The 15,104-nt window shown below is 63.9% G+C and carries 12 protein-coding genes; 7 read left to right on the plus strand and 5 right to left on the minus strand.

Features of this window, described 5'->3' with window-relative positions; genetic code table 11:
- The first annotated feature begins 267 nt into the window (after positions 1-267).
- Positions 268-2,886: a hypothetical protein gene (locus tag ACIBKX_RS33740; RefSeq protein WP_399376798.1), complete on the plus strand. Its 2,619-nt coding sequence runs from the start codon at positions 268-270 to the stop codon at positions 2,884-2,886.
- 313 nt (positions 2,887-3,199) lie between these two features.
- On the opposite strand, the gene ACIBKX_RS33745 is transcribed toward ACIBKX_RS33740, so the two are convergent.
- Entirely contained in the window at positions 3,200-3,553 is a 354-nt protein-coding gene (locus ACIBKX_RS33745) for a beta/gamma crystallin domain-containing protein (RefSeq protein ID WP_363276347.1), read from the minus strand.
- 561 nt (positions 3,554-4,114) lie between these two features.
- Between ACIBKX_RS33745 and tap the strand changes: the two genes are divergently transcribed.
- From tap to ACIBKX_RS33775, 6 genes are all read left to right on the plus strand, one after another.
- Positions 4,115-6,286 (plus strand): telomere-associated protein Tap, encoded by a 2,172-nt coding sequence (tap, locus tag ACIBKX_RS33750; RefSeq protein ID WP_363276320.1) that lies wholly within the window; start codon positions 4,115-4,117, stop codon positions 6,284-6,286.
- A gap of 6 nt (positions 6,287-6,292) precedes the next feature.
- The gene (tpg, locus tag ACIBKX_RS33755) at positions 6,293-6,847 is read left to right on the plus strand and encodes a telomere-protecting terminal protein Tpg (protein ID WP_363276319.1); all 555 of its coding nucleotides are present in this window, start codon (positions 6,293-6,295) and stop codon (positions 6,845-6,847) included.
- 114 nt (positions 6,848-6,961) lie between these two features.
- A complete protein-coding gene (locus ACIBKX_RS33760) occupies positions 6,962-7,207 on the plus strand; it encodes a hypothetical protein (protein WP_363276318.1) in 246 nt (81 codons plus the stop codon).
- Between the two features lie 2 nt (positions 7,208-7,209).
- The gene (locus tag ACIBKX_RS33765; RefSeq protein WP_363276317.1) at positions 7,210-7,587 is read left to right on the plus strand and encodes a toxin Doc; all 378 of its coding nucleotides are present in this window, start codon (positions 7,210-7,212) and stop codon (positions 7,585-7,587) included.
- A 1,384-nt stretch (positions 7,588-8,971) separates the two neighbouring features.
- On the plus strand, positions 8,972-9,355 hold the full coding sequence (locus tag ACIBKX_RS33770; RefSeq protein WP_363276316.1) for an ASCH domain-containing protein: 384 nt from the start codon (positions 8,972-8,974) through the stop codon (positions 9,353-9,355).
- Positions 9,356-9,716: 361 nt separating this feature from the next.
- Positions 9,717-10,637, plus strand: a complete 921-nt coding sequence (locus ACIBKX_RS33775) for a ubiquitin family protein (RefSeq protein ID WP_363276315.1) — start codon at positions 9,717-9,719, stop codon at positions 10,635-10,637.
- Positions 10,638-10,790: 153 nt separating this feature from the next.
- Here ACIBKX_RS33775 and ACIBKX_RS33780 read toward each other — a convergent pair whose 3' ends face one another.
- Genes ACIBKX_RS33780 through asnB form a run of 4 tightly spaced genes read right to left on the minus strand, consistent with a single transcriptional unit; the run spans position 10,791 to position 14,992 of the window.
- Positions 10,791-11,321 carry a phosphoribosyltransferase family protein gene (locus tag ACIBKX_RS33780; protein ID WP_363276314.1) on the minus strand — a complete coding sequence of 177 codons (531 nt, stop codon included), beginning with the start codon at positions 11,319-11,321 and terminating at the stop codon, positions 10,791-10,793.
- A gap of 25 nt (positions 11,322-11,346) precedes the next feature.
- A complete protein-coding gene (locus ACIBKX_RS33785; RefSeq protein ID WP_363276313.1) occupies positions 11,347-12,315 on the minus strand; it encodes a class I SAM-dependent methyltransferase in 969 nt (322 codons plus the stop codon).
- 47 nt (positions 12,316-12,362) lie between these two features.
- Entirely contained in the window at positions 12,363-13,157 is a 795-nt protein-coding gene (locus ACIBKX_RS33790) for a phosphoribosylanthranilate isomerase (protein ID WP_363276312.1), read from the minus strand.
- Positions 13,154-14,992 carry an asparagine synthase (glutamine-hydrolyzing) gene (gene asnB, locus ACIBKX_RS33795; protein ID WP_363276311.1) on the minus strand — a complete coding sequence of 613 codons (1,839 nt, stop codon included), beginning with the start codon at positions 14,990-14,992 and terminating at the stop codon, positions 13,154-13,156. Before asnB ends, ACIBKX_RS33790 begins: the two co-directional genes overlap by 4 nt.
- Between the last annotated feature and the right edge of the window lie 112 nt (positions 14,993-15,104).

Here is a 15,104-nt window from a genome sequence, read left to right on the forward strand (position 1 = left end):
GAAGAAGCCCTTCATACGGCGATGGAGTTTTAGATCATGCAGAACGCCAACGGAGATACCACCAGCCACTGAGTTACTGAATGAAATGAACCTTGAGGTGAAATGATGGGACGCCGTCTTGCCACGTTACGACCGGGCTCAGGGTTTTCGAAAAGACATGATTATTATGGCCTTTGGGTGGTTACCGACAAAGGTGGGCTATCTGAGCTCCGTCGGCATCAGAACACCAGCTGGGAATGGGAGGACCACGGTGTTTACGATCCGCACGTGCCGCTGATATCAACGCCGACAATGTTATGGGACGACGACAAGTACCAGGGCGTATGGGCGATTGATATCAGTGGAAACTTGGTGGAGCGGTACTCCACCGATGTGGGCCATGTAAATATGCATTGGGCTAGACATGTAACGCCTGCTGACTACCCGAAGCTGATGGGAACGCCAATTGGCTGCTGTGATAGCAGCCAGGACAACTATATGGGAGTATTTGCTGTCGGCGAGACTGGCGAACTGATAGAGCTCTGGACTAGTGATTATTCTGATTGGGGTTGGATCAATTACGGGAAGCCGTCCGATGCGGTTTCGCTTACGGCCGACCTGAGTATGAGAGGGGACGGCGCAGGAAGTTTACGAATCTTCGGGATCGGCAGTGATGGGAACCTTTGGCGTTTCGATCGATGGAATCGACAGAGCTGGAGAAATCTAGGAAGAGGTGACGGGAGTAAAGGCATTCGCTTGGGCCCCTATGCCCCACAGGGAGAGTTCCCCAACTTAATGATTGATGAAGATGGCGCCGTCCAGCGCTATTATCAAGGTGATTGGGACGTAGTCTCTCGTGTCGACGACGCGTTCTCTACATCTGCGACATTTGCCTACTACGAATCGATGGAGATCGGAACAGAGCACTGGTTTGCACTCGGTATAGACTTCAACTTGTATGGCGGGGATGCAAGCGTTGACCGTCTTACTCTCGAGGCGCCACCAGGGATTACCCTTGAATCACCGCCTCAGGCCATCAGCATCTATTCTCCCGATCACTGCAATCGAGACCTGTATGTATTTTGTGTGGGATCGGACGGCGAACTCTGGGGGAGACACCGAGGGACAGAGTCGCTAGATTTCGAGGACTGGACCTCTGTCTGGGACTCGGAGAGTAGCCGCGTCGAATATACCGGACCTAAAATTACTTGTTCCTCGTACACTTTATGGGCCAGAGGAATCGGGGGATGGTTCATCAAGGATGACCAGACTCTTTGTGCGTATCTAGGCAAAGACGGCAAACCTGAATCCATTGGCGGTGGCTCCGGCGCTAAAGCTGGCCCCATGACTATCGCTGAACGCTGGCCGAAGCTTCCCGCTCCGTTCTATCGGGGAATCGATGCGATGAGCTTTGTGAGCCTGGGAGGGATAACCGGAGCATGGGGGGCGTATTTGATCAAAGAAGAATCCACGGTCTGTATCGATCCCGGTCAGGACGGAAAACCTACTGACATCGATTCAAGCGTTGGCGGCCAAGCTGGCCCGATGTCGATTGCCCAGCGCTGGCCGAGGCTGCCCGCTGAGTTCCACCAGGGGATCGACGCGATGACCGCATATGATTTCGGTGGCAGTACAGGTTGGCGAGCATGGCTGATCAAAGGTCAACAAACCATTTGTATCGACCCTCGTCTCGATGGCAGACCCGCGTCGGTTGGCAGCGGCCCCGGCGGTAGGGCAGGGCCCATGTCCATCGCTCAACGGTGGCCGAGGCTGCCCACCCAGTTCCACGAGGGAATCGACGCAATGGACTTCTTCTACAAGGGAGGGCTGACCGGAAAGTGGGGGGCCTGGTTGATCAGGGGAGATCAGTCGGTCTGCATCGATCCCGGACAGGACGGAAAGCCCACAAACATTGACGAGAAGAATAGCTTCAGGGCTGGCCCCATACTGTGGGCAAACCGCTGGCCGAAACTTCCATGGGTAACCTCACACATGGGAAAAGAGACAGATGACGGCTCGTGGCGCAACGCGTACGCGACGCAGTTTCCATTCCAAATTGAGGGAAGAAATTACTTCTTCGGTCAAAACCAAGTGAATGGCTACTGGTTTATCCAAGAGCTGAAGTCTGATGGGAGAATGGGCAGCGAAAGCGATAATGGCAGTTGGGGTGACGTCTATCCCGTGATGTTCCACCTCGGTGCAGACGGGAAGGCTCTTTGCTTTGCTCATAAAGCGGACAGTAGTAAGAGTTGGTTCATCAGGGAACTCAAATCCGGGGGCAAGATGGGCGGCAGGCTTGGAGACGGGACCCTGGATGACGAATATTCCGTCATGTTTCCATTGCGAATAGGAAACAGTCTATACATCTACGGCCAGAACGTCCGTACAGGAGACTATTCCGTCAAGGAACTAATGGATGAGCGTGACGAGTCCGGCGAGGTTTACAGGTATGGCCTTTCGGATAACGTCGACGTCGGGACGTGGCCTCGAGGGTACGATGTTCAAATCCCGCTCTACGTTGATGAGAAAGTCTACATGTATTCGCACAGTACAGCCACGAAAGAGTGGTTCCTTTGCGAGTTGGAGTCTGGCGGCAAGGTGATTCCGAGCACACTACTCGGCGAGGGGCCCGGTAGTGGCGTCTGGAGGAACCCGTACCAGGTGACTGTTCCCTACGCGGTGGACGGCAGGACGCACATCTATGCTCAGGACATGACTACGGACAAGTGGTTCCTGCAGCAGTTGAACGGCGACGGAACAATGGGGAGCCGGGTCGGCGAGGGGAGTTGGCGCAATTCTTACCGTGTGCAATTCTCATACAATTCCGGTGGGCGTGAATACCTGTACGGCCAGAATCAGGCCGGCAAGAACTGGTTCATCCAGGAATTGCTCGGGAAATCTTCGTGATGCAGACCTTGTCGAGCATTGCGCACTATACCGGAGAAGGCCGAGCAGCAGCACCGGCACAGCAGGAGTAGGCGCAGTGGCCGTCCGCCCACACACTTCTCGACGTTGGCTGGCGATCGGCACAGGCTGATAGATGACTTGTATAGGCGAGAAGAGGTCGATGCAGGCCGCGCGAAAGTCGCGTGGCCTGCATCCACGAGCCGGGCAGAGGGGGGCGTCCCCGCAGAGAAGTCAGTTCCCTCGGGGAGGGTGATTGAACCAGCGAAGGATCGTAGTCAGCGTGGCCCTCCCGGCACACCGGCCCGCTCGTCCACTAAAGGATTTCGATGTCCTTGACCCGCGGCGGGCGGTTCGGGAAAGTGATGTCGGTCCACCGATTGATGCGTACCGAGTCACCGTTTTCATCGAAGTAGATGAGATCGTTGTTTCCTGTCGAAATACGGTCGACCCACCAGTTGCCGAAGGAGGTCCTACCCTTGTTGGCGTAGCAGTCCACGCTGGTGCGACCACCCGAGTGCGACCAAATCTTCAGGAAGCTCTCCCCGCCACGGCATTCGACGTGGTCGATAGCGAAGGCGTTGCCCGTGGGCATGGCCATCGTGACTGCGGCAGTGGCCGCCAAGGCCACGACCACGGAACGGGTAACCCGCTTCTTCCTTGAGATCACAAGTTCTCCCTCATTCAAATTTTCAAACGGGTAGGAGATGTCACGACGGGACAAGAGAAGGCTCGCCAAAACGCACCTTCCTGTCTCTGCACAAACCTTCCGCCGTCTCATCTCTCGGGCTTGCCCCATGAAGATCCGGTAAGGCGGCTGTACACCGCAATCATGTGCGGCCCTCTGGTCCGGAACACGCCCTTAAATGTCTAGATCGAGACTGCGCAGAGTCGGCCGTATGCTTCATGTCGGGTGGGCGTGAGTGCCTATTGGGAGCGTCGTCCGCGGCGGACAGCGGCATCGTCGGGCTGTGCGTTCTTGGACCAAGTCGGTACTGAGTTGGGGATACCGCGATGCCTCCGGCCGGCATGCCGGAACGGGCCCCTGCGGGCATCTCGTCGCGGGGGCCTGGATGCCTGCAACCGGCAGACGCCGTGTGTCCGTCGCCAACGACGGCTCTACTCCGGTCACTTCGCGGGCCGCCACACACATGAAATGAGCGATTAACGTGCGATCGGATGAGTGTTTCAAGGTGCGTTGAGTGTACGTTGTGTGACGGAGGTGAGCTCTGTGCCCACGGAGGATGAGCTGTTCGGCGCGGTGGACGCGCTGCTGGAGCATGTCGCGCAGGACGGTCTCCCGGCGCCTGCGGAGCGCAAGCGCCTGCGTGAGGCCGCCGGGCTGAGTCAGGTTCAGATCGCCAACGCGCTGGACGCGCGCAGGGAAGCGGTCGGGAACTGGGAGAGCGGCCGGAGCGAGCCGCGCCCGCCCAAGCGCGCCGCCTACGCCCGGCTCCTGGAGGGCCTCGCCGCACGCTTCCCCGCGACTCCCGCCCCTGCAACCCCCGCCGAAGCCCCCATGGCCTCCGCCCCCTCGGCTCCGGCAGCCCCGGAGCCGCTCAACGACCCGGCCCCGGCACGAACGGTCCCGCCCCCGGCCATGTCACCATCACCGCCCCCCACGACCACCCCCAGCCCGCAGTCACCCCCCCGGCGCCCGGAGGCGAGGAAGGGGACAGCGAAGAAGCCCCCCACGCCGCCCGCCACCGACCCACGCTTCGAGAACGGCCCGCTCGCGGTCATCGACTGCGACCAGGACGGACAAGCGGTGGCGTACTGCGTCGGCGGCCTGGTCCTGGACGTACCCGCCAAGTCCCTCCCGGCACTGGTGGACTGGACGCTGCAGGAGGCGAGGCTGGGCCAGCCCCGCCTGCACCGCAACGGCCGCGACGCCGACCCGGTCTTGGTCCTGACCCCTGCCGCGCTGGAGCGCTACCAACTGCCCGCCTCCCTCACCCCAGAGGAACGGCGCACCGGACGCCTCCCTGCCGGGCACAAGGTGCTCAAGCAGCTGGAACGCGCCGAATGGCAGCTCACCAAGCGCGGATTCGGCCCGTGGGCGAGGATCTTCCGCCCGGCCCAAGGCGCCAGGCGGCACTGTGTCCAGCTGTGCATCCCGTCCTGGAACGCTCTCGATGCCCGCGAGTGGGACAACAAGGACAACCCCTTGCTGCCCACGATGGCGGCGGCGGACCTGGCCCGGTTCCTGGGCACCTATGCCACCCGCGTGATGACTCCGCGCGGCACCACGGCCGTCACCGGTCTGGAACTGATGACCGCCCTGCACCCGCCGACCCGGGCGGTGAAGGACGAGAACACAGGGGAGTGGCACAGCGCCCCGGCGCCGGGCGCGCTGACGGTGGTTCATGAGCCGGTGGAGTGCGAGGTCCCCGATGGGCACCCGATGCTCAAGGGCAGGTTCGCACGCCACCACCAGCGCACTCCCGCAGAGATGCTGATGGAGGAGTCCTACGACTGGTGCAGGCCGCTGACCGACGAGGAGTGCATGAAGCCCTTCGTCGTCGGCATCGACGTCAACATGGCCTTCCCCGCCGCCGCGAACCGGCTCACCGTGGGCCTTGGCGGGCCAACCCACCTCACGAACCCCGCGTTCGACCCGAAGCTGCCCGGCTCCTGGCTGGCCGACCTTTCCCACATCGCCCTGGACGAACGCCTGCCCAGCCCGTTCACGGCCAGGGGAGAGCGCCCCGAGGGCCCGGCCTGGTACGCCACACCCACGCTCGCGTACGCCGTGGAACTCGGTTACGACGTCGCGCCGATGGAGGCGTACGTCCGCTACGAGCACGGCAGTTACCTGGATGCCTGGTACCAGCGGCTGCGCGACGCCTACATGCAGACGATGGCCGACCTGGGGGTGACGCCTGGCATGGAGGAGGGGGCGTTCCTGGAGGCGATGGCCGTGCACAAGCAGACCGACCCTGAGATGGCCCTCGTACTCAAGGCGATCAAGGCGACGGCGAAGGGCGGCATCGGCAAGCTGCGCGAACGCCCGCGCAGTACGCCGCTGTTCGAGCCGTGGCCGGCACTGGCACGCCCGACCTGGCGCCCCGACATCCGGGCGGCGGTCCTGGCCACGACCCGGGTCAACCTGCATCGCAAGCTGATGAAGGTCGCGACCGCCGTCGGCCTGTTCCCGGTGGCGGTCGGCACGGACTGCATCGTCTACCCCTCCGACGGACCGAGCCCGCTGGACTTCCTGCCGCGTACGCCCGACGGCAAGCCGGTGCCGGGTGCCTTCCGCCTGGGTGTGTCGCCCGGAATGGTCAAGCACGAAGGCACCCAGACCACCCTGTGGGCCGAGGCACAGTATGAACAGCACGGCCTGGTGAACATCGCCCGCATCATCAAGGACGGCGGCAAGGCCGCCGACGACGGGGAGTAGACGATCGTGGACCAGCTCGGCGAGAGCCTGGACCAGGCGCTGGAGGGGGCGTTCACCCGCCCCGTCCCCAAGTCCGCGCAGGCGCGGATGAAGTACTTGGTCAAGCAAGTCAAGACGACGAAGGCTGTCGCACAGCTGCTCGGGATCTCCCCGCGCACGGTGGAGCGGTACGTGGCGGGGCAGCTCAAACGGCCCCGCAAGGACCTCGCCGCACGCCTGGAGAGGGAAGTGACCAGGCGATGGCAGCCGCAGATCCGGGCGAAGGCCAAGGAGAGGGCGGCATCCACGGACGGGATCGTCGTCGCCACCCGCGCCCGCTTCGGCTTCACCGCGGCACCGGGCACCACCGACGACGCCCGCGTCCGCGACATCACCCAGGCCCTGTCCCCGCACTGGGCCCAGCAGCTGTTCGCCGCCCGCGACGCGGGCGCCACCGAGGAACAGCTCCGGCAGATCGCCGCACAGGGCCTGGGCGAGCACTACTTCCGTGACAACGGACGCCGGGCCCACGACCTGACGGTGGAATTCACCGACGTCGAGGACATTGAGATCGGCCTGTAGTCCGTCCCTCTCCGCGAGCGGACCCTCCCTCGTCACCACGCACCCGGTACCGCCCTCTATGCTCTCCCACCTGCGGTTATTTACAGACTGGTACCGCAGAGGTACGGTGCTGTCATGGCGGCACTCAATGTGGAATTCAGCGACCGTGAGCTTGAGGACCTGCGCGCGATCGCCAAGGAGCGCGGCACCTCGCTCAAGGCCGTGGTCCGCGCCGCGGCCGCCGCCGACATCGCCCGCCACCGCGCGCTGGAGGAGGGCGCCGAGGTGTTCCGCCGGTACTTCGCCGCGAGCCGGGACGAGTTCGCCGCGGCCTTCCCGGACGACGAGCCCACCCCCCGCGGCGCAGGCCAGGCCGCCTGACGATGGCTCCCATCATCACGGTCGACGTGCCCTGGCTCCTGCAGCGGCATGAGGAAGTCCTCCCCCACCAGCCCACGGTCAACGACTTCTCGGCGCTGGTCGCCGCCGTGGCCCGCCACCGCGTGGACCCGCCCCGCCTCGGCGTCACCAGCGACCCGGCCTGGCGCGCCGCGGCACTCCTGCACACCCTGGTGCTCCTGAAGCCCCTGCCCTCGGCCAACGCACGCTTCGCCTGCTCGGTCGCGGTCGCCTACATGCACATCAGCGGCGTCGGGATCGACCCTCCCTATGGCGCCCTCGTCGACCTCGCCCGGGACGTGCTGTCCGGGAAGGCCGATGTGTTCGGTGCCGCGGACCGCCTGCGCGACTGGCAGATCTGAGCGGCCTGCTTGCCCCGTCGCGCTACTGAGCATGGCCATCTTCGTAGTCAAGGGGGCAGCCGACCTCTGGCGCAGCGCCAGGGTGCATCGAGACCAGGGCGCAACGCATCCGCGCGCCCCCTGGATTGCACCCGATGCTCCCAAACGCCCGGGTCGCACCTCTGGGCACGGGAGTTGAGCGCAGGGACGCTCACCTCATGGTTGCGCATCCCTGCTGGACCACGCACGAAGACGAAGACACGGCCACGCGATCAACTCTCCCAGTGTCTCGGCAGTCGCGCGCAATGACGTAGATGGAGATGTCCGCCGGAAGGAATCGCATCTCAATCGCCTGAAGAAAAAAATGCGACCACCCATCATGCGTCCATGAATCCCAAAAGGAAGGACTGGCCCGTGAGATCGCTATTCATAATATTGCGGAGCGGCGTCTCAAGAAAATCGAGGCGCGGGAGGATTTCTGGAGCTGCACTCGCAATGGCTTGCCTGCTCGGCGTCGCGGCAGGCACCAGTTCTACGGCGCAAGCCGCGCCGGGAAGCCTCTCCGATCCGCTGTCCACTTGCGCCGGAACCTCAACGACGACTTACAGCCCAGGCTTGACCCCGACTCCACAGACGGTCAACTTCACCGGCAGCGCCGACCTTTCGTGCCCACTCGACCTCGAAGGACAGACTGCGCACTACGAAGCAAGCGGGAGCGGCATGCTCTCATGTGCCCCCAACCTGAACTCCTCCTCGGGGACGCTGACCGTCGAATGGGGTAACGGCGAAGAGAGTGTCATCCCCTTCACCACTGCCGTCGTCTCCCGCCCTCTGGTCGGGGTGGTCCTCGTATCTACGGGCACAGTGCAAAGCGGGCGGTTTGAAGGTCAGATGATGACCAACGAAGCAGTTCTGGTGCCCCTCGGCGCCCCAATAGGTTGTGTGAGTGGCCAGGGCATCACAGAGGTGACAGGCGCAGCAACACTGACGTTTACGTAAGGCCGGCCGATTGGCCACCGCCTCGAAGCGTCCGTCCTGCTTCAGTACGGTCGGCGAACCAGAGCTTCGCCGTCGTACGTTAAGACCTGTCCGCCAGGACCTATCCGCCAGGACCCATCCGGCAAGCCCAGACGCGCCCCGAAATCCGGCCTGGAGAGCGGCAATTGGCGCGGACGGCCAGAAACGAAGACTCAGGAGGATCCGAAGTGAACGGACCGGCACCGGTACGGTGCCGGTCCGTTGCCTGCGGCTGAGGCGGGTCATGCACCAAGGCCCCGGCCTGCTCAGGGGGCGCCACCGGTTGCCACGGCTGCGACATATGATCCCGAGTGAGTCCATCGATACTGGCAAGTGACCCGAGAGACCCAGGTGTGGCGATGCGGCAATGTGGCCCCGAGTAAATGGCATGCGTGCTCTTGAACTGGGAGCAGCAGGCGCGATACGGGATCGGCTCAACTCGCTTGTGCTGGCCGGAAGGAAGTCCGCGACGACTGGTCTCCTTGGGGAGTACGTCGAGGAGACCGAGGGGCTTGAGTTCGTGGGGGAGCGGCTCGCCCTGCTGGACAACGCGGGTCAGGCCATTGCGACCGTCGAGATCACCGGCGTAGAGATCAGGACTTTCGGTGAAGTGACATGGGAGCACGCCGCGGCTGAAGGCGAGGGCGATGCCTCGCTCGAAGAGTGGCAGGTCGGCCATCAGCGCTTCTGGGAGCACGTAGGTACGCCAGTTGAGCCCCACACCCCTCTGGTGTGCCTGGCCTTTCAGCTGGTGGAGCGTGTTGGAGATTGACCTCGCCCGCAGCGACTTGTCCGCTGCGCGACATCGGTAGTCGGCCTCTGGCCGCCCCTGGGCGGGGACATCGTGGTCTCGCTCAGGCAGAAGTGATCGGTGGGTCACGACATGCCGAAGAACTCGGGCGATCGAGTGGTCGGCATGCTGCCGCCCGGTGCCGCTGTGTCGATCGCGGGCAAGCTCTCGCGCACACCCTAAAATCACCCCCCTAAAGATTGCATTCATGAATTCGGCACGTGCGACTAATTTCCGTGTCGTGTGGGAAAGGCGGAACACTTTGAGACTGAGAATGGCACTTACGTCAGTCCTCTGCGCCATGCCAGTCTTGGCGGCAGGTTTACAGCCGGCCTCGGCACAGGTGAAGGAGCAGGATGCACGCAACCGGATCTGCGCGCTCTCCGGAACGGTCACCGTGAGTACCCCGTCAGGCAAGCGCACCACGAAGATCGATTGCGAAGTCGAGGCCGAACAGAATTCGCTGGGCGATGCCGACCGCACCCAGGGCACGGTGTCAGCCGGTAAGCCATTGCACCCACGTGTGGCACAACTGCAGGACATCGGCGGCTATGTGTCCAACAACAAGGTTGAGGCCGCTCCGAAGCGGCGGCTCGGCTCGTCCATCTCCACGGTCCAGGACGTGCGTCTGCTGGGCGATCTGATCCGCGCGGAAGGGCTCACCGGCGCACTGGCCTGCACCGCCGAGGAAGCCACCCGCACTGCCAAATGCGACGGCATCACCCAGCTCGGTGCGCTGTATGTCTCTGGTAGCCCGGTGTCGCTGCCGTCCGGCCCGACGTCGCAGAGCTGGCGGACTGCCGTCACCAGCAGCGTCCCCGTCACTCTCGGCACCAAAGTGGTCCAGGTGCCGGTCAACGGTCAACTCGCCGTCAATGAAATCGCTGTGACCGGACAAGGAGCAACCGAAGGAGTCACATCCTCGGCACTGCACCTCACAGTGACAGGCAAGGCGCCCGGCGTCTCCGTCCACGCCGACCTGTCGGTGGCGAAGAAGCGGCAGATCTTTCCCGGCGCTCGCCACATGATCGCCGCCAAGATGCCCATCTTCGTCAAGACGCTCAAGGGCAAGAACATTGCCGTCGAATTCGACCGCAACGACATCCTCCTGAGGGTCAAAGAAGTAATCCAGGCCAAGGAGGGCCTGCCGCCCGACCAGCAGAGGCTGATCTACGCGGGCAAGCGCCTCGAAGACACCCAGACCTTCGCCTCGTACGGCATCCAACCCGGAGCCACCCTGAGCGTGGTGCTGCCCGCGCTTTAGAGACCGGCGGTTGGTGCCATGGCAGAGCCCTCGAATTGTTGGGTGCTGAGCGCACTGGCCACCGGCGGGTACACCCGGCGGTGGCCGTGCTATCTCCCCGAGAGACGGCCTTGCAGCGCAGGGGCGCGATCCGCATGACCGGGGTCTCTGTCGTTATGGGGACCCAAGGTCATGCGCGTCGTACAGACTCAGGAGAGGCATGTTCCGCAGCCGAATCCGGCCTTGGCGTCCCCGATCGACCACGACGGCGACGGCCGCCACGTCTGCCTTGGCCTCCTGGAGCGCGTCCACCGCGGCCAGGGCCGCCCGCCCCGAATCGCAGACATCGTCGACGACAAGTACACGCCGGCCGGCGAGATCGGGGCCTTCGATCCGGCGCATGCGGCCATACGGCTTGGGGCTTCCACGAACCGCGTAGGTGTCCAGGTGTCGTCCTTGTACGCGTGCGGTGTGGGCCATCGAGCAGGCGATCGGTACCGCGGCAAGGGCGGGGCCGCCGACGGCGTCGTAGGCGAGATGCGCGGTCAACTCAAGCATCGCGTCGGCGAGCAGCGGTGCTGTCTCATCCGCGAAGGCGAGTGCGCGGACATCTATGTACGTGTCGATCCTGGCGCCGGTGGTGGAGAGGAAATCTCCGTGGAGGACACCGTTTCGCTTGATCCAGGTGAGCAAGGGATCAGTCATGGTCTGCCTGCCTCTGGTCAGGTGGTCAGGCGCTATTGGGCACGGCCGGCCTGTGGGGGAGCAGGCGGTGCATCAGGAGGGTGGAGCCAAAGCCGTCTGCGTCCGTGACCGGGTGAACCTTGTAGGAGGTCGGTTGCGGGAGATGACCGAGGATGTCGCTCAGGTCTTCGGCAGTGAGGTAGCGGATGAAGAAGGCCATGTCATCGGCTAGACCGCTGCTTTGTACCCACTGCGGGGACATGAGGGCATTCCAGAGAACGTCGATCTGCATCAGGAACAGGGAGTGGGCACGTCCGACGAGGTTGTGGTGACGCGATGCCGGGGCGCAGAGGCTTTCCTCCCAGATCGCGAGCGAGCCCGGGCGGGACAAACAGCGCAGCACGGCAGCGACTTGCCCCCAGCGGTCGGCAGGCCGGACGTGGTGCAGGCAGTTGAAAGCGGTGACGAGGTCCATGCGTGGGAGGGACGCGGAGGCGTGCAGGTCCGCCTCCGACAGGTTCACGGCGATACCGTCCTCGGCCCCGAGGGGATCAAAGCGGTACAGATTCACGTGCTGGGTCAGCCCGGATGCCACCGCCTGGCGGGCGATCTCCACCTCGTGAAAGCAGTCGCCACCGCCGTAGGACAGGAGATTCAATTCCGGTCGGCGTGGAAGAGTTCGTGTCACGACAGAGCTGACGTACGCGGAGAGCCTGGCGCGATGCACCGTCAGCTCGTCACGACATGCATGAGACTGTGCCGGGAGCCCGGTTGAGAACAGGCTCTGGATGAACAGTTCTGTCAGGTTGTCGAGGCCGGCCGCGTTGCTCAAGTACTGTTCGACGGCTTCGCGGCAGGCCTTCGTGAAATGGGCCACGGTGGTGCAGAACAGCTCGCGGGTGGGACCGGGCCGAGCCAGGGACAGCGCCCCACGACACAGCCTGCCCAGGGTGGCGACGTCGGTGAACGCGTCCGCCATATGAGCCGGAGACCGGGCGTCCTCCTCGGCGAACATGCGGGCAGCGTAGTCAGGAAGCTGGATCATCCTTGACCTCATGCTCTTCATATGCGGCGAGGTTTCTCAGCCGGTCCGGTCCTGTACGTGTTGAAGGCAGCACGGGCATGGGCAACGAACGCCTGGGTGAGGAGGGGGTCCTTCCTGCCGTTCGATTGCTCGATTCCTGTGTGGACGTCGACGCCGGCCGGGCGGACAGCGCGGATGGCGTCGGCGACGTTGTCCGGGCGCAGGCCGCCCGCGAGGATCACAGGGCGCGTAGTCGATGCCACGATTGCGCGGCTGACGCGCCAGTCGTGTGTCAGCCCGGTCGCGCCGGAAGCGCCCGTAACCGGGTCGTACGTGTCGGTGATGAACGCATCGACGTAAGGGGTGAAGCGCTCGACCAGGGCGCAGGGCGCTTCGGTGTCGCCGGCCCGGACAACGATGCTCTTGAGGACCACCAGGTCAGGCGCGCAGTCGCGGAGTTCCCGGAGCTCGCGCGGGTGGATGCTGCCGTGCAGTTGTACGCGCGAGACGTTCAGGCGCTGACACAGTTTGGCGATGTCGGCCGCGCGGTCCAGATAGGTGATGAGAGTGAAGGGCTGCATTCCCACCCGGCGGACGATATCGGCGGCCTCGGCGTCATCGACGTCTTCGTGGTGCACCGCCAGTCTCAACGGGATCCCCAGCCAGTCCACACCGGCGTCCAGCAGCATTCTCGCCTCGGACTCGTCCACGATGCCGGCCACTTGCACGATGTCTGTGGCGGCGGCCGGCTCGGTCTCGCGTCGGGCTGAGCCGGTCTTGACCATCGGCCCGCTTGAGTCTTTGGCCTCTCGCGACCCAAAGCGTGCGTTCATATGTGTACCTCCACGGCGTACTCCTGAAGCCAGGTATTGAGGGCCAGCAGGAACTCCAATGAATGCAGCCGCGCGACGTCAGCCTGGTCCACGTGCTCGATGAGCCCGCGCACCGTGGTGATGTCGAGCAGCGGGGTGACAGGACCTGCGGTGCGCAGGATCTCGCCGACGGCCTGTCCCAGTGAGGCGGCATAGCCCGGGTGTCGCATGAGAGGGAAGGCACTCTTCTTGCGGTTGGCAACGGCCGACGGCAGCAAATCGCGGGCCGCGGCGCGCAAGAGGCTCTTTTCCCGGCCGTCGAAGGTCTTCAACGACCAGGGGATGTTGTACAGGTACTCCACGAGTCGGTGGTCGCAGAACGGGACCCGGATCTCGAGGCCGGCGGCCATGCTCAGCCGGTCCTTCCGGTCCAGCAGCGCCGGCAGGTGATGCTTGAGATGCAGGTAGGTCATCTGCCGCGTGCACCGTTCGGCGTCAGACAAGCCGTCGGCGACGGGAGCGGAATCGAACGCCGCTCTGCACAGTGAACGGCGAGTACCCGGCATATCGAGCCGGTCGACGAGCGCAGGGGAGAAGATGGTGTGCTCGGAGCCGAAGCCCTGTATCGCGAGCCACGGCAGCTGCTGGTCATCGGGGTCAAAGGGCTCGTGGAACCACGGGTATCCGGCAAAGAACTCATCTGCTCCTTCTCCGGACAGGGCAACGGTTGCATGCTCGCGCGTGGCCTTGCTCAGCAGATACAGGGAAGCGTCGAAGTTGCCCAGATAGGGAAGGTCACGTGCTCCTGTGCAGGCTCGGATCGTGTCCGTACGTGTGAGGTCATCGGATGTGATACGCACGTCGGTATGGGAGGTGCCGACGTGGTCGGACATCAGCAGAATGTATGGGTCGTCGAGAGTCGTACGTAGCGCGTCAGTTGATCTGCCGTCGGCCTGTGCCTCGTAGGTCAGCCCGATGGACCGCACTCGTGACCGGCCGTGACGGTGTAGTGCGCGCCCCGCCAGAGCGGTGAGCGTGCTGGAGTCCAGTCCACCGGAGAGCAGGACACACACCGGAACGTCGGCCACGAGCTGGCGTTCGACGATGTCCTCCAGCAGGGAACGGACGCGGGCGATGGTGGACGCCTGGTCGTCACAGTGCGGTTGAGCCTCTACATCCCAATAGCGTTGTTCGGTGATTCCCGATGCGGCAACGGTCACCAGGCAGCCTGGCTCGACCTCTCGGATCCCCTGGAACACCGCATGCCCCGGCCTTCTCACCAGGCTGGCGTTCAAGAGCAGTTCACGCAGACCATCCAGGTCGAGCATGGGGCGAATCCCGTCGCCGGCGAAGAGCGCCTTTGCCTCCGAGCCGAAAATGACCCCGCTCGCCGTGGGGGTGTAATACAGCGGCTTGATGCCCAGTCGGTCACGGCACAGCACAAGCTCATCGCTACGGCCGTCCCAGATGGCGAACGCGAACATTCCGTTGAGACGGCCGGCCACTGCCTTGCCCCACTGGAGGTAGGCGTGCACCAACACCTCGGTATCGCTGACGGTGCGAAACTCGTGGCCAAGATCGACCAACTGTGCCCGCAGCTCACGATAGTTGTAGATCTCTCCGCTGAAGGTGAGAGCAACCGCCGGACCGTCCTCTTGCCCCCGGGCCATCGGCTGCTTGCCGCCAGCCAGATCGATCACTGCCAACCGCCGATGCCCAAGGGCCGCGCGCCGGCTGGTCCAGGTTCCCTCGTCATCCGGGCCACGGTTCGCCATAGTGCGAGCCATGGCCAGCACGGCATTACGCGAATCGCGTAGATCGCTGCTGTAATCCACCTGCCCGACAATCCCGCACATGGCACATTCCCCAGATAGTGAGAACCGCAGAGGTAGTCCGTCATTCGTTCACGGGCGCGCCAGAACACAGCCCGCCCGCACACAGCGCACCTTGCCGTCGATCCTGGCTGGG

Source organism: Streptomyces sp. NPDC050658, assembly GCF_044457025.1.
Classification (GTDB): domain Bacteria; phylum Actinomycetota; class Actinomycetes; order Streptomycetales; family Streptomycetaceae; genus Streptomyces.